At 70.4% G+C, this 23,519-nt stretch carries 22 protein-coding genes and 1 pseudogene; 7 read left to right on the top strand and 16 right to left on the bottom strand.

What is annotated here, in order from left to right; all coding sequences use genetic code 11:
* Nucleotides 1-146: 146 nt before the first annotated feature.
* From FFS25_RS06000 to FFS25_RS13565, 3 genes and pseudogenes are all read left to right on the top strand, one after another.
* Complete coding sequence (locus FFS25_RS06000) at nt 147-743, top strand: recombinase family protein (RefSeq protein WP_137802231.1); 597 nt, start codon at nt 147-149, stop codon at nt 741-743.
* A pseudogene (locus FFS25_RS13570) lies at nt 628-1,929 on the top strand (transposase); the annotation flags it as partial. The gene FFS25_RS06000 and the pseudogene FFS25_RS13570, both read left to right, overlap by 116 nt.
* Nucleotides 1,930-1,974: 45 nt before the next feature.
* Complete coding sequence (locus tag FFS25_RS13565) at nt 1,975-2,733, top strand: AAA family ATPase (protein ID WP_201023901.1); 759 nt, start codon at nt 1,975-1,977, stop codon at nt 2,731-2,733.
* Between the two features lie 33 nt (nt 2,734-2,766).
* Here FFS25_RS13565 and FFS25_RS05990 read toward each other — a convergent pair whose 3' ends face one another.
* From FFS25_RS05990 to FFS25_RS05975, 4 genes are all read right to left on the bottom strand, one after another.
* A complete protein-coding gene (locus FFS25_RS05990; RefSeq protein WP_006215037.1) occupies nt 2,767-3,201 on the bottom strand; it encodes a hypothetical protein in 435 nt (144 codons plus the stop codon).
* 73 nt (nt 3,202-3,274) lie between these two features.
* Entirely contained in the window at nt 3,275-5,077 is a 1,803-nt protein-coding gene (locus tag FFS25_RS05985; protein WP_058871719.1) for an acetyl/propionyl/methylcrotonyl-CoA carboxylase subunit alpha, read from the bottom strand.
* 381 nt (nt 5,078-5,458) lie between these two features.
* Nucleotides 5,459-6,226 (bottom strand): response regulator, encoded by a 768-nt coding sequence (locus tag FFS25_RS05980; protein ID WP_137802229.1) that lies wholly within the window; start codon nt 6,224-6,226, stop codon nt 5,459-5,461.
* The gene (locus tag FFS25_RS05975) at nt 6,223-7,572 is read right to left on the bottom strand and encodes a sensor histidine kinase (RefSeq protein WP_137802228.1); all 1,350 of its coding nucleotides are present in this window, start codon (nt 7,570-7,572) and stop codon (nt 6,223-6,225) included. Before FFS25_RS05975 ends, FFS25_RS05980 begins: the two co-directional genes overlap by 4 nt.
* A 146-nt stretch (nt 7,573-7,718) precedes the next feature.
* Here FFS25_RS05975 and FFS25_RS05970 point away from each other — a divergent pair, with 146 nt between their 5' ends.
* A complete protein-coding gene (locus FFS25_RS05970; protein ID WP_249933791.1) occupies nt 7,719-8,459 on the top strand; it encodes a GAP family protein in 741 nt (246 codons plus the stop codon).
* A gap of 12 nt (nt 8,460-8,471) precedes the next feature.
* On the opposite strand, the gene FFS25_RS05965 is transcribed toward FFS25_RS05970, so the two are convergent.
* From FFS25_RS05965 to FFS25_RS05955, 3 genes are all read right to left on the bottom strand, one after another.
* Nucleotides 8,472-8,801, bottom strand: coding sequence for a branched-chain amino acid transporter permease (locus FFS25_RS05965; protein WP_137802227.1), 330 nt, complete (start codon nt 8,799-8,801; stop codon nt 8,472-8,474).
* Nucleotides 8,794-9,615: an AzlC family ABC transporter permease gene (locus FFS25_RS05960; RefSeq protein ID WP_137802226.1), complete on the bottom strand. Its 822-nt coding sequence runs from the start codon at nt 9,613-9,615 to the stop codon at nt 8,794-8,796. The genes FFS25_RS05965 and FFS25_RS05960 overlap by 8 nt, the downstream gene beginning before the upstream one ends.
* A 132-nt stretch (nt 9,616-9,747) precedes the next feature.
* Nucleotides 9,748-10,386, bottom strand: coding sequence for a Maf family protein (locus FFS25_RS05955; protein ID WP_137802225.1), 639 nt, complete (start codon nt 10,384-10,386; stop codon nt 9,748-9,750).
* Nucleotides 10,387-10,659: 273 nt separating this feature from the next.
* On the opposite strand from FFS25_RS05955, the gene lplB reads away from it, so the two are divergent.
* Nucleotides 10,660-11,730: a lipoate-protein ligase small subunit gene (gene lplB, locus FFS25_RS05950; RefSeq protein ID WP_137802224.1), complete on the top strand. Its 1,071-nt coding sequence runs from the start codon at nt 10,660-10,662 to the stop codon at nt 11,728-11,730.
* Between the two features lie 22 nt (nt 11,731-11,752).
* Here lplB and FFS25_RS05945 read toward each other — a convergent pair whose 3' ends face one another.
* From FFS25_RS05945 to FFS25_RS05905, 9 genes are all read right to left on the bottom strand, one after another.
* Nucleotides 11,753-12,178: a ChaB family protein gene (locus tag FFS25_RS05945; RefSeq protein ID WP_137802223.1), complete on the bottom strand. Its 426-nt coding sequence runs from the start codon at nt 12,176-12,178 to the stop codon at nt 11,753-11,755.
* 131 nt (nt 12,179-12,309) lie between these two features.
* The gene (gene adhP / locus FFS25_RS05940) at nt 12,310-13,347 is read right to left on the bottom strand and encodes an alcohol dehydrogenase AdhP (RefSeq protein ID WP_137802222.1); all 1,038 of its coding nucleotides are present in this window, start codon (nt 13,345-13,347) and stop codon (nt 12,310-12,312) included.
* 242 nt (nt 13,348-13,589) lie between these two features.
* Nucleotides 13,590-14,018, bottom strand: a complete 429-nt coding sequence (locus FFS25_RS05935; protein ID WP_006215026.1) for a DUF779 domain-containing protein — start codon at nt 14,016-14,018, stop codon at nt 13,590-13,592.
* A complete protein-coding gene (gene exaC, locus FFS25_RS05930) occupies nt 14,018-15,541 on the bottom strand; it encodes an acetaldehyde dehydrogenase ExaC (RefSeq protein ID WP_137802221.1) in 1,524 nt (507 codons plus the stop codon). Before exaC ends, FFS25_RS05935 begins: the two co-directional genes overlap by 1 nt.
* A 326-nt stretch (nt 15,542-15,867) precedes the next feature.
* Nucleotides 15,868-17,403 (bottom strand): dicarboxylate/amino acid:cation symporter, encoded by a 1,536-nt coding sequence (locus FFS25_RS05925; protein ID WP_137802220.1) that lies wholly within the window; start codon nt 17,401-17,403, stop codon nt 15,868-15,870.
* A 204-nt stretch (nt 17,404-17,607) separates the two neighbouring features.
* Nucleotides 17,608-19,365 carry a DUF885 domain-containing protein gene (locus FFS25_RS05920; RefSeq protein WP_137802219.1) on the bottom strand — a complete coding sequence of 586 codons (1,758 nt, stop codon included), beginning with the start codon at nt 19,363-19,365 and terminating at the stop codon, nt 17,608-17,610.
* Between the two features lie 38 nt (nt 19,366-19,403).
* Entirely contained in the window at nt 19,404-19,658 is a 255-nt protein-coding gene (locus FFS25_RS05915) for an acyl-CoA carboxylase subunit epsilon (RefSeq protein WP_137802218.1), read from the bottom strand.
* Complete coding sequence (locus FFS25_RS05910; RefSeq protein ID WP_137802217.1) at nt 19,655-21,238, bottom strand: acyl-CoA carboxylase subunit beta; 1,584 nt, start codon at nt 21,236-21,238, stop codon at nt 19,655-19,657. Before FFS25_RS05910 ends, FFS25_RS05915 begins: the two co-directional genes overlap by 4 nt.
* A 187-nt stretch (nt 21,239-21,425) precedes the next feature.
* Entirely contained in the window at nt 21,426-21,710 is a 285-nt protein-coding gene (locus tag FFS25_RS05905; protein ID WP_137802216.1) for a YciI family protein, read from the bottom strand.
* A 270-nt stretch (nt 21,711-21,980) separates the two neighbouring features.
* On the opposite strand from FFS25_RS05905, the gene FFS25_RS05900 reads away from it, so the two are divergent.
* Nucleotides 21,981-22,865 carry a biotin--[acetyl-CoA-carboxylase] ligase gene (locus tag FFS25_RS05900; RefSeq protein ID WP_006215019.1) on the top strand — a complete coding sequence of 295 codons (885 nt, stop codon included), beginning with the start codon at nt 21,981-21,983 and terminating at the stop codon, nt 22,863-22,865.
* A complete protein-coding gene (locus FFS25_RS05895; protein ID WP_006215018.1) occupies nt 22,862-23,473 on the top strand; it encodes a hypothetical protein in 612 nt (203 codons plus the stop codon). Before FFS25_RS05900 ends, FFS25_RS05895 begins: the two co-directional genes overlap by 4 nt.
* The last annotated feature ends 46 nt before the right edge of the window (nt 23,474-23,519 follow it).

The raw sequence follows: 23,519 nt of genomic DNA, 5'->3' as shown, positions 1-23,519 counted from the left end.
CCCAGATCGCATGCCCGTAAGGGGAACCCTCACCGGACACCACCGCTACTTATCGAGAGGAACGACGGCACGCCTGGCGGGCTGTCCCGTAAGACCCGTCCGGTGAACTGTCCGGTGAAGGGAGGCTATATGACACACTGGGGAGCATGTCCCCCTTGAAGGTCGGCTATGCCCGAGTCTCCACCGACGAGCAGGACCTGACCGCGCAGCGTGACGGACTCGCGGCGTTCGGCGTCGATCCCAAGCGCATCTACGTCGATCACGGGCTCACGGGCCGCAACGCCGACCGTGAGGGCCTGCGGCAGGCGCTGGCTGCCTGTCGGGACGGCGATACGTTCGTGGTCACCAAGCTCGATCGGCTGGCGCGTTCAGTCCGTGATGCCCACCAGATCGCCGACGACCTCGCGGCGCGGGAAGTGAAGCTGAGCATCGCCGGATCGGTGTACGACCCGACCGACCCGATGGGGAAACTGTTGTTCAACGTGTTGGCGATGGTCGCCGAGTTCGAAGCCGACCTCATCCGTGCCCGCACCCGCGAGGGGATGAAGGTCGCCAAGGCCAAGGGCCGGCTGCGCGGGAAGTCACCGAAACTCACCCCCCGGCAAGAAGCTCACCTCGTCCAGCTACATGTTGCCGACGAGCACACCGTGGGCGAGCTGGCCGAGCTGTTCAGCGTGGGCCGCTCCACGGTCTACCGCGCCCTTCAGCGCGCCGAGCGCGGGCGCGCGAACGCCTTGCAGTAGGTGCGTCGTGGACGCTCGAGCGCGGTGGCGAATCCTCAGGCTCCACGTCGAGGACCAGGTGCCCCTCGCGCGCTTAGCTCGCGAGACCGATGTAGGGCTGCGGACCCTGGAGCGCTGGCACGCCCGCTACCGCGCCGACGGCTACGCCGGACTGGAGACAGCCTCACGGGGGGACGCCGGCTCCCGCCGCCTTCCGCCCGACCTCGTCGACCTGATCGAGGGCCTGGCACTGAGCAAGCCGCGGCCGGCCATCGCCACGATCCATCGCAAAGTCACGGGCATCTGCGCCGCCCGGAGGTGGCCGGTCCCCTCCTACTCGGTGGTGTGGGACATCGTGCGGACCCTGGATCCCGGCATGGTCACCCTCGCCCTGGAGGGCGCAGCGTCCTACCGCGACAAGCACGAGCTGGTGCTACGCCGGCAAGCAGAGCTGCCCAACGCGATGTGGCAATCCGATCACACCATGCTCGACATCCTGGTGGTGGGCACCGACGGCAAGCCCGCACGGCCATGGCTGACAACGATCCTCGACGACTGCTCCCGGGCGGTCTGCGGCTACATAGTCTTCCTGGGCGCACCGTCGGCGATGAACACCGCCCTGGCGCTGCGCCAAGCGATCTGGCACAAGACCGACCCGGCCTGGCCGATGTGCGGCCTGCCCGACGTGCTCTACGTCGACCACGGCAGCGACTTCACCAGTGACCAGCTCTCCCACACCGCCGTCGACCTCCACATCCGACTGATCCACTCCACCGTCGCCCGACCCCAGGGACGGGGCAAGATCGAGCGGTTCTTCGGCACCATCAACACCGAGCTACTCGCCACCCTGCCCGGACACATCACCGAAGGGCACCCCTGGCCGACACCGAAACTGTCCCTGGCCGCCCTCGATAGCGCCCTGGAGGCGTTCGTGGCCACCTACAACGACCGCACGCACAGCGAGCTCGGAACCTCCCCGCGCAGCGCGTGGATCGCCGATGGCTGGCTGCCCCGAATGCCCGAGAGCCTGGAAGACCTCGACAGACTGCTGTTGACCGTCGCCAAGACCCGCGTCGTGCGCCGCGATGGCATCCGCTTCCAGGGCCTGCGCTACGTCTCGCCAACTCTGGCCGGCTACGTCGGACGCTCGGTCGTGATCCGCTACGACCCCCGCGACATCACCGAGATCCGCGTCTTCGATCACGACGAATTCGTCTGCAAGGCCGTCAACCAAGAGCACCACGACCAGGCCGTGCGCCGCAGGCACACCATCGGTTTGTGCTTCGGATCAGCCGGCGTAGGAAAGACACTCTCCGCGCGCCGCTACGCACACTACGAGAAGGCTCATGACCTGCTGACCTACTGGGGGCCGCGCTCCGACAACGACGCCAAGATCTACGCCGCCTTGAACCGGAGCCGCACCGTGCTCTACACCCCCAGCGTGCTGACCACCCCGCGGACCCTGAAGGACGAGCTGACCCAAGCCATCACCCGCACCAACATGTGCATCGAGCAGCACCTCGTACCTCCCGGCACGGCCACTCCCGAGGCCTGGGGATGGCGACACGGCAGGAACTACGTGGAGCTGATCATCGTCGACGAGGCCGAACGACTGCGTCCCGCCGCTCTGGAACTGCTGCGCGATCGCTACGACCGCGACGACATCGCCCTGATCCTGATCGGCATGCCCGGCCTGGAGAAGCAGTTCAGCCACTACCCCCAGTTCTACAGCCGAGTCGGCTTCGCCCACCAGTACCGGCCCCTGGGACAAGACGAACTGCTGTTCGTCCTCGAGCGACACTGGCGATCCCTCGGCAAGACCCTCGACCCCGACGACTTCACCGACGCCCAAGCCATCGCAGCCATCGCACGGATCACCCGCGGCAACTTCCGGCTCCTCGAACGCCTCTTCCCCCAGATCCAGCGGGTCCTGAAGATCAACGAACTCGACACCATCACCAACGACGTCATCGAAGCCGCACAGAGCACCCTGGTCATCGGTGTCACCTGACCCCGCCACGAAGCGACCGAAGAACCCCGCCATTCAGCAGACGAAGTCACAGGCGTTGTACTCGAGCGCCGTGCGCTGCTCGCGCCAGGCCAGGTCCAGCACGAACCGCGGCCCATCCCGCACGATGACCGGCAGGTTCATGGATGGCTCAGCGAATCCAGTGCGCACGACGAGCAGCCTCAGCAGCACCGAACGCAGCCCGAGGCTCTTGTGGAGGAGCATCGCCCCGCTGTGCTCGTGCTGCCGTTGCTCCACGCAGGACAGCTGCGGCCGGGATTCCAGCGGTCCGAAACGGGACTCCTCGCCCAGCAATCCGTGCGTCCAGGGCGCGGGTGAGGAGCTCAGTGGCAGCCCCCACAGCTGCGCAGCACTCAGGTGGGAGACGAGAAGGCTGTCCGCGTAGTGCAGCTGCAGCAGCGCGGCTCGCTCCCAGACCCTCAGGATGGGCTGTGGTTCACCTTCGCCCACGGAGACGAGCTGGTCCGCCGCAGGGAAGCGTCGATCCGGCCCCTTCACGAGGCGGCCCAGGCGGGCCGGCGGCTCAGCGGATGGTGGCCAGGGTCGTGCCGGCGGAGACGGTGTCGCCGGGGGAGACGTCGAGCCCGGAGACCGTGCCGTCCTTGTGCGCCTTGAGCGGCTGCTCCATCTTCATGGCCTCGATGACCACGACCGTGTCGCCCTCGGACACCTTGGCGCCGTTCTTCACCGCGAGCTTGACCACGGTGCCCTGCATGGGCGAGGTCAGGTCGTCGCCGGAGGCCTTGGCGGCACCGCGGCCGCGCTCGCGCCGGTTCTTGGCCGCCGGTGCTGCGGCGGGCTTGCCGGAGCCCAGCACGGTGGCCGGCAGGACGACCTCCAGGCGCTTGCCGGAGACCTCCACGACGACCGTCTGGCGCTCCTCGGCCTCGCTGCCCGAGCCCGGGGCACCGGCGAACGCCTCGAGGTCGTTGACGAACTCGGTCTCGATCCAGCGGGTGTGCACGGCGAACGGCTGCCCGTCGGTCGGGGCGAACGCCGGGTCCGAGACGATCGCGCGGTCGAACGGCACGACGGTGGCCATGCCCTCGATCTCCAGCTCTGCCAGCGCGCGGCGGGACCGGGCCAGCGCCTGGTCGCGGTCGGCGCCGGTGACGATGAGCTTGGCGATCATGGAGTCGAAGCTGCCGGAGACCGTCTCGCCCTCGACCACGCCGGAGTCCACGCGCACGCCGGGCCCGGACGGGAAGCGCAGCGTGGACAGCGTGCCCGGAGCCGGCATGAAGCCGCGTCCCGGGTCCTCGCCGTTGAGGCGGAACTCGATGGAGTGGCCGCGCACGACGGGGTCGTCGTAGCCCAGGGCCTCGCCGCGGGCGATCCGGAACTGCTCGCGGACCAGGTCGATCCCGGTGACCTCCTCGGAGACCGGGTGCTCGACCTGCAGGCGGGTGTTGACCTCCAGGAAGGAGATGACGCCGTCCTGGCCGACCAGGAACTCGCAGGTGCCCGCGCCCTGGTAGCCGGCCTCGCGCAGGATCGCCTTGGACGAGGAGTAGAGACGCTCGTTCTGCTCCTCCGTGAGGAAGGGCGCCGGCGCCTCCTCCACGAGCTTCTGGTTGCGCCGCTGCAGCGAGCAGTCGCGGGTGGAGACCACGACCACGTTGCCGTGGGCATCGGCCAGGCACTGGGTCTCGACGTGGCGCGGGGCGTCCAGGAAGCGCTCGACGAAGCACTCGCCGCGACCGAACGCGGCGACGGCCTCGCGCACCGCGGACTCGTAGAGCTCCGGGATCTCCTCGCGGGTGCGGGCGACCTTGATGCCGCGGCCGCCGCCGCCGAAGGCCGCCTTGATCGCCACGGGCAGCCCGTGCTCGTCGGCGAAGGCCACGACCTCCTCGGCGCTGTCGACCGGGTCGGTCGTGCCGGGCACGCGCGGGGCGTCGACGGCCTCGGCGATGCGGCGGGCGGCGACCTTGTCGCCCAGGGACGAGATGGCGTGCGGGGGCGGACCGATCCAGGTCAGCCCGGCATTGATCACGGCCGCGGCGAAGTCCGCGTTCTCGGACAGGAAGCCGTAGCCGGGGTGGACGGCATCGGCGCCGGAGCGCGCGGCGGCGTCGAGGATCTTGTCGATCACCAGGTAGGAGTCCGCGGCGGTGGTGCCGCCCAGGCCATAGGCCTCATCGGCCATGCGCACGTGCAGGGCGTCGCGATCGGGATCGGCGTACACGGCGACCGAGGTCAGCCCCTCGTCCTGGGCGGCGCGGATCACGCGCACAGCGATCTCGCCGCGATTGGCGATCAGCACCTTGGTGACGGGTCTGCGCGCGGCGGAGGTGCCGGTCTCGGGGGCCTTCTGTGCGGTCACTGTGGTTGCTCTCCTGTAAAAGACGCGGCTCGCGCGCAGGTACGGCGTTCCCCCGGGCAGGGGGCGGATCAGACGCTCATTCGATCACATCTGCCCGCGGATCGAGATGTAGGGGATCGACAAAGCTGGCGGTGCCGAGGCTGGCTCCTTCAGCCCGTGCGGCATGCGCACATGAGATGGCCTCGAGTGTAGCCAGGGGCGGCTTCCGGGGCAGGACGTCTCCTGTGCGTGCGGGCTCTGACGTGGGCGGTCCGGTGGGAGTGCGGCACGCCGACGACGGGCCGACGGCACCGAGATCGCGCTCTGCACGGCTCGGGCGGGTCGTCAGACTGCGTCAGCGGGGCTGTGCCGTTCGCACAACAAGGGACGGTCGCGGGGGCGTCATCCTTCGCCGTGACGGCTCCACCACAGCGCGGCCTGCACCCGCGAGGCGGCCCCCAGTTTGGCGAGCACGTGCGAGACGTGGGTCTTGACGGTCGACTCCGCCACGACGAGCCGCGCGGCGATCTGCTGATTGCTCAGCCCCTGGGCCAGCAGACGCAGGACCTCCCGCTCGCGTCCGGTCAGCGGTTCGGTGAAGCCCGATGCGCCCGACGCCGGCGCGGCAGCCCGCTGCTCAGACGCTGCCGTCCGAACCGACGACGCCTGCGCCGAGATCGGTGCGCTCGTGGCCTGCGTGTGCCCGGGAGGCCCCGCAGGCTGCGGATCTTCCGCCTGCCCTGATCCGTCCGGCTGGGCGATGGCCCTGTCGATCACGGTGCGCATCACCTCCGGCGACAGCGCCGCATCGCCTGCCGCCACGCGCTGCACTGCGGCGACGATCTCGGACGGCTCGGCCGTCTTGACCAGGAAGCCGGCGGCCCCTGCACGCAGGGCGGCCAGCACGTAGTCGTCCAGGGCGAACGACGTCAGCATGACGATCGCAGCGCCCGTGCCCCGCAGGGCCTCGATCACGGTGAGCCCGCTCGCCCCGGGCATGCGGACGTCGAGCAGCACGACGTCCGGGCGGGCGCGCGCAGCGAGCTCGAGCGCATCCTGCGCCGTGCTCGCCTCGCCCACCACGCGGATCGGCGGCTGCGCGGTCTCCAGGATCAGGCGGACACCGGCGCGGATGGCGGCGTGGTCATCGGCCAGGACGACGGTGGTCACCGGGCGGGCTCCTCTGCACGTCGGTGAGGCTCCGTCGGTCCGGCCGCCATCTCCGACGATCCCGATGCGAGCGTGTGCGCGTCCCAGCACGCGCGCACGTGCCAGGTCCGCTCGTCGATCGGACCGGCTTCCAGCTTCCCGCCGGTCTCCCGAGCGCGTCGGAGCATCGAGGGCAGGCCGATCCCGGAGCCGTCGTCGGCCACGGCATGGTCGGCCAGGGGCGAGCGGATCTCCAGCACGACGCGGCCGTCGTCGTCCGTCAGCAGGAGCGACGCAGGGCCCGGTCCGGCGTGCTTGAGCACGTTCGTGACCGCCTCCTGGCCGATGCGCAGCGCCTGCCCGCTGAGCCCGGCGGCGTCGAGTCGTGCCGCTGCTGCGGGACGGACGTCGATCGTGGCCTCCGGTCGCAGGGCGCGCAGCCGAGCGCTGAGCCCATCCCAGGAAGCGCTGTCGTCATCGGCGGGCTCATCCGTGCGCAGGACGTCGATGAGCCGCCGCATGTCGGCCATGGCCTCCACTGCGCTGGTGCGCACGACCTCGAGGGAGCGCTCCAGCGCCGCGGGGTCCTGGCGCAGGGCCGAGCTCGATCGCAGCGCGCCGGTCTGCAGGGCGACGGCCGATAGGTGCCCGGTCACCCCGTCGTGCAGCTCCTGGGCCAGATGCGTGCGCTGCTCCTGGAGGCGCAGCGCGGCGCGCGCTTGCTCGAGCTCCAGCTGACGAGCGGCCGTCTCCCGCTCCGCCTCCGCCGCCCGCTCGGCCTGGGCTCGGGCCTCCTGATGACCGCGGACCTCCCCGGCCCACAGCAGCGGCAGGATCAGCACGACGCCGGCCATCACGACCAGCTGCGTCCACAGCTCACGGTGCTCGGGCAGGGCCAGTGCGGCCAGAAGAGCTGCGGCCGTCGCGCCCAGGCACAGGATGCTCGTGAGTCGATGGAGGCGACGTGAGCCGTAGCGGACAGAGGTGAAGATCGCTTCGAAGAGCAGCAGGGCGGAGACAGGGCCGGCGTCGAGGCCGACCGACGCGGCTGCAGCCGGGGCGGTGACCAGCAGGACGACCCATGGTCTGGTCGTGCGCAGGACCAGAGCGGCGGCCGCCGTGAGCTGGAGTGCGAGCCCCGTCCAGCCGGGCACGGGCATGCCGAGCACGCGGGTGGCGGGTTCGAAAGGCAGCAGAAGCTGCGCCAGGACGGCGAGCAGTGCATACGCGCAGGCGACCGCGACGTCGCGTCGACGCACAGCCAGGCCCGCAGGCCGGGACGTGCTCTTTGCGGCTGTCTGATGCTCGGGCGGCGGCTCAGCTCCTGGCTCGAGCCACTCCGCGGTGCGGGGCTCGGCGGTGGTCATGGCGCTCACGCTATACGAGCGCCGCGCGCCGCAGGGATGTCGTGGTGAGATCTCCCCCGAAAGTCCAGGCGCCCCGCGTGGAAGATGCCCCCGACGGCCGATGCCCGCACACGGCCGTGCTCGCGAGGCTGGTTGCCATGGATGCGATGCGAGAGCTCACGATGATCAGCAGCGGCGATCAGATGGTGCTCACTGGGCTGGCCCTGCTGGATGCCACCAGCATGGGGACCCTGGCCCTGCCAGCGGTCCTGCTGCTGATGAGCGGCAGATCGCGAGGCGTCAGCGCGCGGGGGATCGCGCTGCGAGTGCTGGCCTATCTGGCGGTCATCGCCGTCTTCTACTGGATGCTGGGACTCGTCCTGCTGGCGGGGCTCCAGGCGGCGCTGGCTCCGCTCGGACAGCTGCTCGAGCAGCGCCCCGGGGCGGTGGTCCTGGTGGTGCTCGGCGCAGGACTGGCGTGGCTGAGCTGGTGGCTGGATCCGGAGCAGGTGCGCAAGCGCGGGGGCGACCCCCAGGCCTCCATGAGGCGGTGGATCGACCGGGCCGATCGCGTGGCCGGAAGCTGGCGCGGAGTGGGCCTGCTGGCCATGGCGGCCGGGCTGGTCGAGGCCGCCACCATGATCCCGTATCTCGCGGCGATGGCTGGGATCGGGCGCTACGACCTGGGGCCGGTGGCCTCGGGGATCGTGCTGGGGCTGTACTGCGCGGTCATGGTGCTGCCGGCGGCACTGCTCGCGCTGGGACGACTGGCCCTGGGGGAGCGGGTGAGCCGTGGGCTGTCGTCGGTGCGGGAGCTGGCGGTGCGCACCGCACCGGATGCCGCGGCCTGGGGGCTGGGGATCGTCGGCGTGATCCTGCTGGTGCGCGGTGTGGGGCAGCTGTGGTGAGCCGGGCCGGCCTCAGGCCTGCCACAGTGACGCCAGCACCACGTGGGTGACCGTGCCGACCAGCAGGGACAGGATCATGTTCCCGCGCCATAGGTGCAGTCCGATGGTCACCGCCAGCGCGATCGCCGCCGGGACGGAGACGCTCGGCGAGACCAGGTCCAGGTCCTCGAGGGCGTAGATCACCAGGATGATCATCACGCCCACGCCCAGCCGGTCGCCGATGTAGGGCAGCAGCCGGGACTCCTGCAGCGGGGCCAGCACGGCGAACGGCAGCGCCCGCAGGGCCCAGGTGATGCCCGCGGCCACGCCCACGGCGGCCAGGATGTAGCTCGGCTCAGACATCTCGCGGCTCCTGCCCGGCCGTCGTGCCATCGTCGGGATCGACCACGTCCAGCTCGCCCGTGCGCGGCAGCTCCCGCCCGCGAGCACGGCTGATGAGGTAGCCGATGATCAGCGCGAGGACGTAGGCGCCCATGGCAGGGGCCAGCATGTTCGCACCGAACAGCGCGGCGCTGACCAGCCCGATGCCCACCGCGATCACAGGCTGGGGGAGGGACCGGCGGGCCTTGTAGGCGTCGATCGCCAGGACGACGAACAGCGCCGTCATCGCGAAGTCCAACCCCTTGATCCACGGCGGGATCAGCGAGCCCAGCAGAGCGCCGGCGGTCGAGCTCGCGACCCAGAACAGCTGGAAGGTCCCCTCCAGCGTCAGGATGCGCGTGCCGGACCAGCGCTGCGCCTCGCGACCGGAGGTGAGGGCGAAGGCCTCATCGGTCAGGGCGAAGGTGCCGTAGGTCTTACCGGGGATGCTGCGGATGCGGTGCAGGGGGAATGTCAGCGCGTAGAACGCGTGGCGGAAGTTGACGATCAGCGCGGTCAGCGCGATCTGGACCAGCGGGGCTCCTGCGGCCAGCAGCCCGGCGAGCAGGAACTCGATCGAGCCGGCGAACACGATTCCAGACAGCAGCGGCGCGACCCACCAGGGCAGGCCGTACTGGATGACCAGCACGCCGAAGGCCAGCCCCACGGGGATCACCGCCGCCCCGGCAGGCAGACCCGTCAGCCAGCCGAGGCGCAGCTGCTCGAGGATGCCGTCGGTCCGGGCACCGGCGTGCGGGTCGGGCGGCTGTTCCGAAGCGCCGCGGGAGGAGGTCATCAGGAGAGTCTAGCCGTGGGCAGACCACGACGAACGGCTCCCGGGAGCCGGTCCGATGCAGGTGCTGGAGCGCTCGCGGCCGTGCCCTCGACGCAGCGGTGCGCCTGGTGCGATCGTCGGCCGTGCCGCGGCTCAGGCCTCGCGCCCCCACAGCCGCCGCACCGGGACGCCGGCTCGTCCAGCCAGCTGCCGCAGAGTGTTGATCGACAGCCCGATCACCGCGTGCAGATCCCCGTCGACGCGCTCGATGAAGGCCGCGCCGTACCCGTCCAGGGTGAAGGACCCGGCCACCCACAGGGGCTCCTCGGTGTCCACGTAGGCGGAGATCTCGTCGTCGGTCATCGCCGCGAAGGTCACGTCCGCCCCGGCCAGGGCGCCTTCGCTGAGCCCGGTGCCGCCGTCGTCGGGGCTGCGGGTGTCGATCAGCCAGTGACCGGTGTGCAGGTGCCCTGTGCGTCCCCGCATCTGCTCGATGCGCTCGCGGGCGACCGCTGCGGTGTACGGCTTGCCCAGGGGGTGGCCGTCGAGCTCGAAGACCGAGTCGCAGCCGATGACCAGCCGCCCGGCCGCCTGGGGGAGAGCGGCGACGGCCTCGCATTTGGCTCGCGCCAGAGCCAGCGCGATCTCCGACGGCTCGGTGAGTCCGGCCTCGGACACGACGGCGTCCTCGTCCACCTCGGAGCCGAGCTGGTCGAAGGCGATGCCGGAATCGCGCAGCAGCTTGGCGCGCGACGGCGAGGTGGAGGCCAGCAGCAGGATCGGGTCGGTCATGGTCCCCACTGTAGGAGGCTCTGGGAAGGTGCTTTCCCGTGCGTCGGCGTGAGCGGTCGCGGTCGACCCGCATCGCCTATGCCGGACTCACGCTTCCCTGCGCCGATTGGCCCCAATGGCGCTGGGAAGCGTCGACTCGGCACGGATCCTGCAGGGAGGCGTCAGTTCGGCGGGTGGCGAAGATCCCTGGCGAGGAAGACCTCCCTGGGCCAGGCTGGCAGCACACGTCGAGAGCCCGGAGACTCGAGCGGGCTCGGAGAGGCAGGTTCAGTCATGCACGGTGAGTACAAGGTCCGCGGCGGGAAGCTGGTCGTGGTCGATCTGGAGGTCGACGGCGACGGAGACGACGCGGTCTTCCGCGACGCCGTGGTCTCGGGCGACTTCTTCCTGGAGCCAGACGACGCCCTCGAGGACCTCACGGATGCGCTGAACGGGCTGACCGCGTCGTCGTCGGTGGCCGAGATCGCGGCGGCGATCCAGGCGGCGCTGGACCGGCGCGACGGCGGCGTCGAGCTGATCGGCTTCACGACCGAGGCCGTGGGGATCGCCGCCCGGCGCGCGGTGGGCGCGGCGGTGTCCTGGGACGATCTCGACATCGAGGTCATCGGCATGAAGACCCTGCCGCCGGCCGAGCACGTGGCGCTGGATCAAGTCCTGTCGGAGAAGGTCGCCGCCGGCCGTCGCGGTCCGGTGCTGCGCTTCTGGGACTGGAACGACGCCCTGGTGGTCATCGGCTCGTATCAGTCGGTGCGCAACGAGATCGATTCCGAGGCGGCTCGTGAGCTGGAGGTGGGCGTCACTCGCCGCATCACCGGAGGCGGCGCCATGTTCATGGAGCCCGGCAACTGCGTCACCTACTCGCTGATCGTGCCCGCCAGCCTGGTCGAGGGCCTGAGCAACGAGCGTGCCTACGCCTTCCTGGACGAGTGGGTGCTCGGGGCGCTGCAGGAGATCGGCGTGGAGCCGCACTACGTCCCGCTCAACGACATCGCCACCCCGCAGGGCAAGATCGGCGGGGCGGCCCAGCGCCGGTTCGCTGACGGCACCCTGCTGCACCACGTGACCATGAGCTACGACATCGACGCCGACAAGATGCTGCAGGTCCTGCGGATCGGGCGCGAGAAGCTCTCCGACAAGGGGATCAAGTCCGCCAAGAAGCGGGTGGACCCCATGCGCAGCCAGACCGGCATGGCGCGGGCGGACATCATCGAGTCCTTCCGCTCCTACTTCCTGTCGCACTACCGCTCGCACGAGGGGGACTACATCGACCAGGAGCTCGCCCGGGCGAAGGAGCTCGTGGACGAGAAGTTCGGCACCGACGAGTGGACTCACCGCGTGCCGTGAGGCCCTGATCCGGCGAGCGGGATCAGTCCTCGCGGGCCTGGGCGGTCTGCCGGTCGTTCGTCTTCCGGATGGCTTCGACGAGCTCGTCCTTGGTCATCTCCGAGCGGCCCTCGATCTCCAGTCGTTGGGCGACCTCGTAGAGGTGGTCCTTGGTCGCGTTGGCGTCGACGCCGCCTGCGGACTCACCGCCGGTGCGCGCGCCGTTCTCGGAGCGCTCGTCCGACGGGCCGTTCTCGTCCTTGGGCTCCCAGTGGTCGCCGACCTTCTCGTGGGTGCGCTTCACCGCCGCCCAGGCCGTCTGGTGCGCGCGGGCTCCGGAGCCGTACTCCTCGCGCGCGTTCTCGAGCGCTGCGGCGTAGGTGTCCTGCGCCTTCTGATCGGAGCGCTCGAGCGTGGAGGGGATCTCCTCGCGCTCGGCGGGCTTGTCGGAACTGCTGGTCGGGCTCATGGCTGCCTCCTCCGTGGTCGTCCATCAGCAAGCATAAAAACCCGGCACGACAGCACGACGCCTCCGCGGGGCCCGGGAAAGGCCGATGCGCGGAGGCGTCGTGCCGGCCTGATGAGGCCGAGGGGCTGCGCTCAGTAGTCGAGCACCACGCGACCCTCGATCTTGCCGTGGATCATCTCGTCGAGGATCGCATTGATGTCCTCGAGCGGCCGCTTGCTGAACGTCGGGTGGATCAGACCCCGGGAGTAGAACTCGAGGGCCTCCTCCATGTCCCGACGGGTGCCGACGATCGAGCCGCGGATCGTCAGGCCCTTGAGCACGATGTCGAAGATCGGCGCGGGGAAATCGCCCGGAGGCAGTCCGTTGAACACGATCGTTCCGCCTCGGCGGGCCATGCCGATGGCCTGGCCGAAGGCATCCGGGTGCACGGCCGTGACCAGGACGCCGTGGGCGCCGCCGATGGCCTCCTGGACAGCCTCGGCGGGATCCGGCCCCATGGCGTTGATCGTGATCTCGGCGCCGTGGCGCTCGGCGAGGGCCAGCTTGTCATCGGCGACGTCGACGGCGATCACGCGCATGCCCATGGCCACGGCGTACTGCACGGCGATGTGGCCGAGGCCTCCCACGCCGGAGATCACGACCCACTGCCCGGGGCGGACCTCCGTCTGCTTGAGGCCCTTGTAGACGGTGACCCCGGCGCACAGTACCGGGGCGACCTCGTGCGTGTCCGCGCCGTCGGGGATCAGTGGGCAGTATCGGGCATCCACGAGCATGTACTGCCCGAACGAGCCGTTCACGGAGTAGCCGCCGTTGCTCTGCTGCTCGCAGAGGGTCTCCCAGCCCGCTTCGCAGTGCTCGCACTCGCCGCACGCGCTCCACAGCCAGGCATTGCCGACCAGGTCGCCGACCTTCACTCGGGTGACCTCCGGGCCCACGGCGACGACCTCGCCGACCCCCTCGTGGCCCGGGATGAATGGCGGCTCCGGCTTGACGGGCCAGTCGCCGTGCGCCGCGTGCAGGTCCGTGTGGCAGACGCCGGAGGCGATCAGGCGCACGAGCGCCTGCCCCGGCCCTGGCTCCGGGACCGGCAGGTCCTGGACCTCCAGGTCCTCGCCGAACGCGGTGACCACCGCTGCGGACATCGTGGTGTCTGTGGTGCTCTCGGTCATGACGCTTCAGTTCCTCTCGGTCCTGGCCCCAGGCCGCCCATCGGTCTCGGAGCCTTCACAAGTGCGACGACGGCGCCGCCGCGGCTTTCGCAGGTCTCGATGCCTGCGGTCGTCTTCTCGGTCTCGGTCTTGGTGTCGGTGACGGGGGAGGGCGACCGTCGGGTCGACGCTTCCGTGGACCGGATCGGTTCATCAGGTCCACGGAAGCGTCGATCCGACGCCGCCCTGGGGCTGCGCAGCCCTCAGACCGTGCAGAGATCGCTGCGCGTCAGGAAGCGGCGCCCGAGCGGCGCCTCGAGCGAGAAGCCGGAGCCGCGCCCGGGCACCGCGTCGATGAGCAGCCGAGTGTGCTTCCACGCTCCGAACTGCTCGCGCGAGATCCACAGCTCCAGCTCGCCGAGCTCCTCCCCGGAGGCGTCGTCGAGCGTTGCGGTGCCCAGCAGGACATCCGCGTCTCCCGTGCGGAACTCGCCGACCGGGAAGCACATGGGCGCGGAGCCGTCGCAGCACCCGCCGGACTGGTGGAGCATCAGCGGGCCGTGGACCGCCCACAGCTCGCGCAGCAGATCGACAGCGGCCTGCGTGTAGCCCACCCGCGCGACGTCGTCCTCCGGCCCCGGCCGCGCTTCCAGAGCGGCCGGGGGAGCCTCCGACTGGTCCGCAGCACCCATCAGAAGAAGCCCTGCGCCTTCTCGGAGTAGGAGACCAGCATGTTCTTGGTCTGCTGGTAGTGATCGAGCATCATCAGGTGGTTCTCGCGCCCGATGCCCGAGGACTTGTACCCGCCGAAGGCCGAGTGCGCCGGGTAGTTGTGGTACTGGTTCACCCACACGCGACCGGCCTGGATGGCCCGGCCTGCGCGGTAGCAGGTGTTGGCGCTGCGCGCCCAGACGCCGGCGCCCAGCCCATAGAGGGTGTCGTTGGCGATGCGGATGGCGTCGTCGTAGTCCTGGAACGACGTCAGCGACAGCACCGGCCCGAAGATCTCCTCCTGGAAGATCCGCATGTCGTTGGTGCCGGCGAAGATCGTGGGCTTCACGTAGTAACCGCCGGCCAGGTCGCCGGGCAGCTCCAGGCGCTCGCCTCCGGTGAGCACCTCAGCGCCCTCCTTCTTGCCGATGTCCAGGTAGGAGATGATCTTCTCGAGCTGATCGGTCGAGGCCTGCGCTCCCACCATGGTGTCGGTGTCCAGCGGATCGCCCTGCACCATCTTCTCGACGCGCTCCACGCCGGCGGCCACGAAGTCGTCGTAGATGGACTTCTGCACGAGCGCGCGCGACGGGCAGGTGCAGACCTCGCCCTGATTCAGCCCGAAGAACGCGAAGCCCTCCAGGGCCTTGTCGTAGAACCCGTCCTTCTCCTGGGCGATGTCCTCGAAGAAGATGTTCGGCGACTTGCCGCCCAGCTCCAGGGTCACCGGGATGATGTTCTCGGAGGCGTACTGCATGATCAGCCGGCCGGTGGTGGTCTCTCCGGTGAACGCGATCTTGCGGATCCGCGGGTTCGACGCCAGCGGCTTGCCGCACTCCACGCCGAAGCCGTTGACGATGTTGATGACGCCGTCCGGCACGAGGTCCTGGATCAGCTCCATCACGACCAGCAGCGAGACCGGGGTCTGCTCGGCGGGCTTGAGGACCACGCAGTTGCCGGCGGCCAGGGCCGGAGCCAGCTTCCACACGCCCATGAGGATGGGGAAGTTCCAGGGGATGATCTGGCCCACGACGCCCAGCGGCTCGTGGAAGTGGTAGGCGACCGTGTCCTCGTCGAGCTGGGACAGCGAGCCCTCCTGCGCGCGGATCGCGCCGGCGAAGTAGCGGAAGTGGTCGATGGCCAGCGGGATGTCGGCGTTGAGGCACTCGCGCACCGGCTTGCCGTTGTCCCAGGTCTCCGCCACGGCGATCTTCTCGAGGTTCTCCTCCATGCGGTCCGCGATGCGGTTGAGCATCAGAGCGCGCTGGGTCGGGGTGGAGGCGTTCCAGGACGGGGCGGCGGCCCAGGCGGCGTCGAGCGCGGCGTCGATGTCCTCAGCGGTGCCGCGGCCGACCTCCGCGAAGGCCTTGCCGGTCACCGGGGTGATGTCCTCGAAGTACTGGCCCTTGACCGGCGGGGTCCACTTCCCGCCGATGAAGTGCTCGTAGCGGGACTTGAACTCGACCTTCGCGTCGGGCTGTCCGGGGTGGGCGTAGACCGTCATGGGAGGCTCCTTCGACTCTCGCGGTGGGCTGCGCGGCGACGAGGCATCGCCGATGTGATCTGCAGCACATTTCCACACTGTAGATCCCGAGCCGACGGGTCGCCAGGGCATGACGCAGGTTCGGAGTCAGTTGCCTGGCTGTGACGGGAGCGGGCCTGGTCACGAGGCGGGGCCGGCATCAGATCTGCGGTGCACGGAAGCGGGATCTCGACGAGCGTGGACATGCGACGACGGCGGGCATCTCCTGCAGAAGGAGATGCCCGCCGTCGTCGTCCGGCCGGGGGTTCCCGGAAGCGGTGAGCCCTGGCGAGTCCCGGAAGGGGGGATCAGGCCTGCGAGGCCCGACCGGAGCCGTGTGCCGCGGCCGAATCGGGGGCGGTGGCCCGGTGTGCGGAGGCGTCCTCGTCGGGGACGCGGGTCTCGGCGTCGCCGGGCTGGTCCGAGGCTGCGACGGCCTGCTGCGAGGAGGTCGTCTCCTCGACGAACGGGTCGCCGCCGCTGCGGGGGGCGTCGTAGAGCCCGCGGTCCAGAATGCCCTCGCGCTTGGCGACGATCGCGGCCACGACCGTCTGACCTGCCACGTTGGTGGCGGTGCGGCCCATGTCGATGATCGGCTCGATCGCCAGCAGCAGACCCACGCCGGCCAGCGGAAGGCCCAGGGTGGACAGCGTCAGGGTCAGCATGACCGTGGCGCCCGTGGTCCCGGCGGTGGCCGCCGAGCCCAGCACGGAGACCAGCGCGATCAGCACGAAGTGGATGGGCTCCAGGGGGACGTCGTAGAACTGCGCCACGAAGATCGCCGCCAGTGCGGGGTAGACCGCCGCGCAGCCGTCCATCTTGGTGGTGGCGCCCAGCGGGATCGCGAACGACGCGTAGCTGGAGGGCACTCCCAGGTTGCGCTCGCTCACTCGCTGCGTCAGCGGCATGGTGCCCAGCGATGAGCGCGAGACGAAGCCCATCTGGATCGCGGGCCAGGCGCCGGAGAGCCACTGCCGGATGCTCAGCCCGTTCAGGCGCATGAGCAGCGGGTAGACGCCGAACAGCACGAGGGCCAGGCCCACGTAGAGGGTCACGACGAACACGGCCAGCGAGCCCATGGACGTCCAGCCGTACTCGAAGACGGCGCGTCCGATCAGGCCCAGCGTGCCGATCGGAGCCAGGCGGATGATCCACCACAGCACCTTCTGCACGATCGTCAGCAGCGAGCGGATGACGTCCAGGAAGGGCTTGGCCGGCTCGCCGACCTTCAGCGCGGCGATGCCCACGACCATGGAGATCACCAGGATCTGCAGGATGTTGAAGCTGGCGGCGGCGTCGATCGCTCCGGAGTCGGTGAGCTCGGCGTCCACGCCCAGGCCCAGGAAGTTCACCGGCACGATCGACTGCAGGAAGCCCAGCCAGGAGCCCTCAGTGCCGGAGTAGGGCTCGGTGGGAGCCTCGATCGACTGGTTCGACCCGGGCTGGACGACGACGCCCAGGACCATGCCGATCACTACGGAGATCAGCGCGGTGATGCAGAACCACAGCAGGGTCTTCCACGCCAGGCGGGCGGCGTTGGTGACCTGATCCAGGTTGGCGATCGAGGCGATCACGGCCGTGACCACCAGCGGCACCACGGCCGCCTTGAGGATCGTGACGTAGGTGCTGCCGATGATGTCGAGCACCGACATCAGGGCGTTCGGCGAGGTCTCGGGATCGCCGCCGATGGCTCGGGCGATCAGGCCCAGGATCAGACCCAGGACCAGGGCCGCGATGACCTGGAAGGAGAAGTTGGACAGGAGGGCGGGGAGACGACGACGGGATCCGTCGTGCTCGGGCGCGCTGGCGGTGCGGGACTCTGCCGCGGAGGACGAGGTGGACATGCATGAAAGGCTAGGACGGTCGATGCAAGTCGCGCGAGGGAATATGACAGGCTGTTACGCAAAATCCCGGTGATGTTCCCCACCGACTCCCAGGGGAACATCAGCTCCGCGCGGTGCGTTGACCTCGCCCCTCATCTGCCGTGCCTGCGTGCGCGACGTCGCGCTATCCGTGCACGGAGGGACGTCGGCGCGTCGGGGTGCGGCCTACAGGCTCAGCGCGTAGTCCAGGGTGTCCAGACCCACGGAGCCGATGCCCAGGGCGCGGGAGTGGAAGCGGGCGAGATCGAAGTCCGCACCGGCCTGGGCGGCCGCATGATGGCGCGAGCGCTCCCAGGCCTCCATCCCCAGCGAGTACGACGGCGCCTGACCCGGCCAGCCCATGTAGCGCATCCACTCGAAGCGCAGGCTGTCCGGGTCCATCACGATGTTGCGTCGCAGGAACGCCCAGCCGTCTTCCGGCGTCCAGGCCCGGCCCGGCTCGGCTCCGCCCAGGATGTCGCCGAGGCGCCTCGGGATCCTGAACCCGCAGTGGAAGCCGATGTCGAAGACCACGCGGGCCGCGCGCATCCGCTGCGCATTGAGCATGCCCATGCGGTCGCCGTCGTCCTCGAAGAACCCCAGCTCGGACATCAGGCGCTCCGCGTACAGCGCCCAGCCCTCGCCGTGCCCGGAGACCCACAGTCCGAGCCGGCGCCACAGATTGAGCTCCCGCGCGTGGGCGACCACGTGCGAGAACTGCAGATGATGCCCGGGGACGCCCTCGTGGTAGACGGTCGTGCGCTCGCCCCAGGTGCGGAACACCTCCTTGCCCTCCGGCACCGACCACCACATCCGCCCGGGACGGCGGAAGTCGGCCGAGGGCGGCGTGTAGTAGATGCCGCCGTCGGAGGTGGGTGCGATCCGGCACTCGAGACGGCGCATCTCGTCGCTGATCTCGAAGTGGCTTCCGGACAGGGCGTCCATGGCGTGGGTGCTCACGCCCTGCATCCAGGTCAGCAGCTGGTGGCGGCCGTGCAGCTGGCGGTGGGGATCCTCATCCAGGGCGTCCATGGCCGCCTGGATCCGGTCGTCGCCGGCGTGGTCAGGGAGGATCCGCTCGGCGGTCGCGCTCATCTCGGCCACGATGCGCTGCAGCAGGTCGATGCCCCACTCGTAGGTCTGGGCCAGATCGGGGCTCAGTCCCGTGAACTGCCGCAGACGCAGCCGGTACTCCTCGGGTCCGACCGCCATCTCCTCGGGCGCCTCGCGGCTCAGCTCGCGCAGCTCGGCGGCGAAGCGCACGTAGGCCTGACGGGCCCGATCGACGCCCGAGTAGACGCTGCGTCGAAGCTCGGGCGGCAGCTGGGTCACCCGGGAGGAGCGGGACAGGTCCATGAAGGACCCGTTCGCGGAGGCATAGCCGTCGGCCAGCGAAGCGGCGTTGGCCAGCTGTGCCGCGGCGGTGACCGGCCCGTGGGCCTGCTGATGGCGTGCTGCGACGATCGCGGAGTCCACGGCCTCGGGCACGCAGCGCAGCTGTTGCTCGATGACCTCCCAGTCCTGCTCCGTGTACTTGGGCAGGTTGTCGAAGGCCTCGCGGATCTTCTGCACGGGGGAGGAGATGTTGTTGATGCGCGATCCGTCCAGCCCGGCCTCGTGCAGGTGGGTGTCCAGGATCAGCTGCGAGTCCAAGGCGTGGGCGGTCACGCGGTCGACGTCGTCGACGGGCTCGGTGCGCGCCAGTGCGGCGGCCGCCGCGCGGGTGACGTCGAACTCCGCCGACAGGCCCTCGGGGCTCACGTCGCGGTAGCCCCAGCCGTGGTCGGGGGCGCCCAGCTCGATGGCCCACGCGGGATTCAGCCGCAGCATGGAGCGGAAGTACCCCTCGGCCACGGCGTCCAGCGGCGTGGGGCGGCGACGCGGCTGCTGCGCTGCCTCCTGCTCGTGGTGCGAGGACGCGGAGTCGAAGGATGCGGAAGCCATGGGCCGAGTCTAGGCCGCGGTGCGCAACGGCCCCGACGTCACCGGAACGGCAGGGTGCGCCGCCAGGCCCCGCGGCCGGGGCGCAGCCGCAGGCCGAGGCGGGCCCTGCGGTTCTGGGCGCGTCGTCCAGCGCTGCCGCCGGCGGCCGTCTCCGTCTCCGCGGTGGCGGAGAGCACCACGGCGGTCACCGCCGCGACCTCCTCCGGGGTGGGGTTCCCGCCCACGAACTTCAGAATGGGAGCCTGCTGCTCGTCCTGCCCGGTGCCCACGGCGTCCGTCTGCTCGGCGCTCACAGCGGGATGTTCCCATGCTTCTTCGCGGGCGTGGAGGCGCGCTTGTCGCGCAGGCCGCGCAGGCCGCGCACGATGTTCTCGCGTGTCTCGGACGGGGCGATCACCGCGTCCACGTAGCCGAGCTGCGTGGCCTGGTACGGGTTGAGCAGGTGCTCCTCGTACTGGGTGATCAGCTCCTGGCGCTTGGCCTCGACGTCCTCGCCGGCCTCTGCGGCGGCCTTGAGGTCGCGGCGGTAGAGGATCTCCACGGCTCCGGAAGCGCCCATGACCCCGATCTGGGCCGTGGGCCAGGCCAGGTTGATGTCCGCACCGAGCTTCTTGGAGCCCATCACGATGTACGCGCCGCCGTAGGCCTTGCGCGTGATCACGGTGATCAGCGGGACCGTGGCCTCGGCGTAGGCGTAGAGGAGCTTGGCCCCGCGGCGGATGATGCCGTTGAACTCCTGGTCCGTGCCGGGCAGGAAGCCGGGGACGTCCACGAGCGTGAGGATCGGGATGTTGAAGGCATCGCAGTGGCGCACGAACCGCGCGGCCTTCTCCGAGGCGGCGATGTCCAGGGTGCCGGCGAACTGCATGGGCTGATTCGCCACGATGCCGATCGTGTGGCCCTCCACGCGGGCGTAGCCGATCAGCACCGACGGCGCGTAGAGCTCCTGCATCTCCAGGAAGTGCCCGTCGTCGACGACGGCGGCGATGACGTCGCGCATGTCGTACGGCTGGTTCGCGGAGTCCGGGATCAGCTCGTCGAGTGCGAGGTCGTCCTCGGTCGGATCGGGGCCCTGGTCGTGCTCGAGCAGCGGCGCCTCGGCGAGGTTGTTCGAGGGCAGGAACTCGAGCAGCTCCCGGAGGAAGTCCAGGGCGTCGGATTCGTCCTCGGCCAGATAGGTGGCGGTGCCGGTGACCTCGTTGTGCTGGCGGGCCCCGCCCAGGGTCTCCATGTCCACATCCTCGCCGGTGACCGTCTTGATGACGTCCGGGCCGGTGATGAACATGTGGGAGGTCTGGTCGACCATGATGATGTAGTCGGTCAGGGCGGGGGAGTAGGCCGCACCGCCGGCGCACGGACCCATGATCAGCGAGATCTGGGGGATGACCCCCGAGGCCCGCACGTTCATGTTGAAGATGTCGGCGAACATGGCCAGCGACGCCACGCCCTCCTGGATGCGGGCGCCGCCGCCGTCGTTGATGCCGATCAGCGGGCAGCCGTTCTTCAGCGCGAACTTCTGCGCCTTGACGATCTTCTCGCCGTTGGCCTCCGACAGGGACCCGCCCAGCACCGTGAAGTCCTGCGAGTAGACGACCACCTGTCGGCCGTCGACGGTGCCGTAGCCGGTCACCACGCCGTCGCCGGCGAACTTCTTGGACTCCATGCCGAACGCGGTGCTCCGGTGCTCCCGCAGGGCCTCGAACTCCACGAACGAGCCCGGATCCAGCAGCTGGTCCACGCGCTCGCGCGCGGTGCCCTTGCCGCGGGAGCGCTGTCGCTCAAGGGCGGCCTCTCCGGCCGGGGCGTACGAGCGCTCTCGGCGCTCGCGGAAGTCGGCGATCTTGCCCGCCGTCGTGGACAGGTCGTGGGTCATGGCACCTCAGAGCTCATACGGGGCGCTCGGGCGCCGTGCCGGCCGATGGGCCAGTGCGGCGGGAGCATGCGGGCGGTGGGATGCAGGCCAGTCTAGGGAGGGCCTGCGAGCAGACCCGTTGTGGGGGATCTACAACATCAGGGGCTCCGGCAGGGCCGTGCGGGATCTACCCGTCGGCCGGATCGGATCAGTCGAGCTGGCCGATCGAGATCTTCCACGGCCGGGCGGTGCGCTCGGTGATCACGCCGACCTCCAGGAGGGGATCGGGCGCCAGCAGCTCGAGCGCGGCCTCCGGGGTCTCGGCGCGCATGAGCAGCAGGGCACCGGCGGGAAGGTCGTCGTCGTAGGGGCCGGCGAGCACCAGGGAGCCGTCGGCGAGCAGCTCGCGCAGGAAGTCGCGGTGGCGCGGGCGGTGCTCGGTCAGGGCCTGCGGGTCCCCGCCGTAGACGTAGGTGACGGCGATGATCGCCATGGCGCTCTCCTGTCATGGTCGACGGCGAGCAGTCAGTGGATTCCCCGGAAGTCACCTGCAGGCGCTCCGGGAGCCCGACTACTACTGTGTATGGAACGAACATAGCGGGCCGCTCGGACGCCACGAGCAACCCGCTGCGGATGTCGGCCCAAGGGTGGTCGGCACCGGGCGGTTCGTGGACCGAGGCACTGACAGCACGGGCCTCGCCCGCGGCCTCGCCCGGCGGTGGAAGAAGCGGCGGACGAGGCAAGGACCGAGACAGGAGCGACGATGACCCCCACGGACCCCCGGGCCCAGGCCGCCCCTCTGCTCGACGACGCCCAGACCGACCGGTTGGCGGAGATCCTGCGCTCGCCGTTCGAGGTCCTGCCGCAGATCCCCTCGACCAACGACGAGCTGGTGGAGCGGGCCCAGCGTGCAGCCCGTCGCGGACAGCCGCTGCCCGATCTGAGCCTGCTGGCCGCCGAGCACCAGTCCGCGGGCCGCGGGCGCCTGGACAGGCAGTGGGTCACCGGACCCGGCGACGCCCTGACCTTCTCCCTCCTGCTGCGTCCCGCGCACGGCTCCGGTCCCACGGCTGTGCCGCTGCCGACGCAGAGCTTCCCCTGGCTGACCGTGCTGCTGGCCGCAGCGATCGCCCAGACCCTGCGCGCTCAGGGCATCGAGGCCTCCCTGAAGTGGCCCAACGACGTCCTCGTGGAGACCGGGAGCGGCTCCCGGAAGATCTGCGGCGTGCTGGCCTCGCTCGTGGTCCACGACGGCTCCGCCCCGGCCCTCGTGCTGGGCGCCGGGCTCAACGTGGCCGTCGCCCCGGAGGGCGCTGCCAGCGTGCGCGGCGAGGGATCGGAGGCCTCGCGCGGCGACCTGCTCGTGGAGATCGCCGAGCGCTTCACCGCCCTCTATCGCCTCTTCGCCGAATCCCCCGAATCGCTGACCGGGCCCGGAGAGCTGCGCGCAGCCGTCGAGCAGCTGCTGTCCACGCTCGGGCGGCGCGTGCGCGCCGAGCTGCCCGGCGGGCAGGCCCCGCTCGAGGGAGTGGCCGTGGGCCTGGACGAGCGGGGCGCGCTGGTGATCGACCACGACGGCGGACGCATCGCCGTCTCGGCCGCCGACGTGGTGCATCTGCGCCCGATCGAGGAAGGAGACCGAGCATGAGCTCACGGCTCGAGCTCGGCCCCGGCGAGCAGGTGGTGGTCTCCACGCGGGCCCATGCCAGCAAGCTGTGGCGCCCCCTGGCGGTGCTCGTGATCGCCGTGTTCCTGCACTCGCTGCTCCAGCGTGCGCTCGAGGTCCGCTGGCGCCCCATGGACCAGCCGTGGACGACCGTCCACACCGCCCTGGGCTGGGTCGTGACTCTGCTGCTGCTCCTGGTGATCCTGCTGGCCGTGCTGCGCCCGGTGATCCGCTGGGCCAGGACCCGCTTCGTGCTCACGGACCAGCGGCTGATGCTGCTGGGACCGTCGGCGCCGTCCGGGGGAGTGCGCATCCCGCTGGCCTGGCTCGTGTCCGTGCACGGCAGCCGCGCCCGCGGCCCCATGGGCGGTGCCGGGATCGGCACGCTGAGTGCGGACTTCGGGCAGGCGGGGATCCTGCGGCTGGGCCACTCGCCGAGCGTCCAGGAGTTCGCCGGCCTGATCGAGGAGAAGTCCGCCCGCTTCCGTCGTCAGCAGGGCCCCGGAACCCCCGGACCCGCCTACGGGTGGAGCCCCCAGGCCCCGGGCGGGTATCCTCCGGCGGGGCCGAGCACAGGGGCCGCCTGGTGATCGGCCCGCGCACAGCGGCCCGGCGCGCGACCCCGTCGACGTGCAC

It is taken from the genome of Kocuria sp. 2SI (genome assembly GCF_005502825.1).
GTDB classification, from domain to species: domain Bacteria; phylum Actinomycetota; class Actinomycetes; order Actinomycetales; family Micrococcaceae; genus Kocuria; species Kocuria palustris.
This window is presented reverse-complemented; position numbering and strand designations above follow the sequence as displayed.

Bases quoted from the DNA above. Each gene is read 5' to 3' on its own strand.
- FFS25_RS06000 (WP_137802231.1), top strand. From the start codon at position 147: ATGTCCCCCTTGAAGGTCGGCTATGCCCGAGTCTCCACCGACGAGCAG.
- FFS25_RS05975 (WP_137802228.1), bottom strand. From the start codon at position 7,572: ATGACCACCGCCGAGCCCCGCACCGCGGAGTGGCTCGAGCCAGGAGCT.
- FFS25_RS05970 (WP_249933791.1), top strand. From the start codon at position 7,719: ATGCGAGAGCTCACGATGATCAGCAGCGGCGATCAGATGGTGCTCACT.
- FFS25_RS05965 (WP_137802227.1), bottom strand. From the start codon at position 8,801: ATGTCTGAGCCGAGCTACATCCTGGCCGCCGTGGGCGTGGCCGCGGGC.
- FFS25_RS05960 (WP_137802226.1), bottom strand. From the start codon at position 9,615: ATGACCTCCTCCCGCGGCGCTTCGGAACAGCCGCCCGACCCGCACGCC.
- FFS25_RS05955 (WP_137802225.1), bottom strand. From the start codon at position 10,386: ATGACCGACCCGATCCTGCTGCTGGCCTCCACCTCGCCGTCGCGCGCC.
- lplB (WP_137802224.1), top strand. From the start codon at position 10,660: ATGCACGGTGAGTACAAGGTCCGCGGCGGGAAGCTGGTCGTGGTCGAT.
- FFS25_RS05945 (WP_137802223.1), bottom strand. From the start codon at position 12,178: ATGAGCCCGACCAGCAGTTCCGACAAGCCCGCCGAGCGCGAGGAGATC.
- adhP (WP_137802222.1), bottom strand. From the start codon at position 13,347: ATGACCGAGAGCACCACAGACACCACGATGTCCGCAGCGGTGGTCACC.
- FFS25_RS05935 (WP_006215026.1), bottom strand. From the start codon at position 14,018: ATGGGTGCTGCGGACCAGTCGGAGGCTCCCCCGGCCGCTCTGGAAGCG.
- exaC (WP_137802221.1), bottom strand. From the start codon at position 15,541: ATGACGGTCTACGCCCACCCCGGACAGCCCGACGCGAAGGTCGAGTTC.
- FFS25_RS05925 (WP_137802220.1), bottom strand. From the start codon at position 17,403: ATGTCCACCTCGTCCTCCGCGGCAGAGTCCCGCACCGCCAGCGCGCCC.
- FFS25_RS05920 (WP_137802219.1), bottom strand. From the start codon at position 19,365: ATGGCTTCCGCATCCTTCGACTCCGCGTCCTCGCACCACGAGCAGGAG.
- FFS25_RS05910 (WP_137802217.1), bottom strand. From the start codon at position 21,238: ATGACCCACGACCTGTCCACGACGGCGGGCAAGATCGCCGACTTCCGC.
- FFS25_RS05905 (WP_137802216.1), bottom strand. From the start codon at position 21,710: ATGGCGATCATCGCCGTCACCTACGTCTACGGCGGGGACCCGCAGGCC.
- FFS25_RS05900 (WP_006215019.1), top strand. From the start codon at position 21,981: ATGACCCCCACGGACCCCCGGGCCCAGGCCGCCCCTCTGCTCGACGAC.
- FFS25_RS05895 (WP_006215018.1), top strand. From the start codon at position 22,862: ATGAGCTCACGGCTCGAGCTCGGCCCCGGCGAGCAGGTGGTGGTCTCC.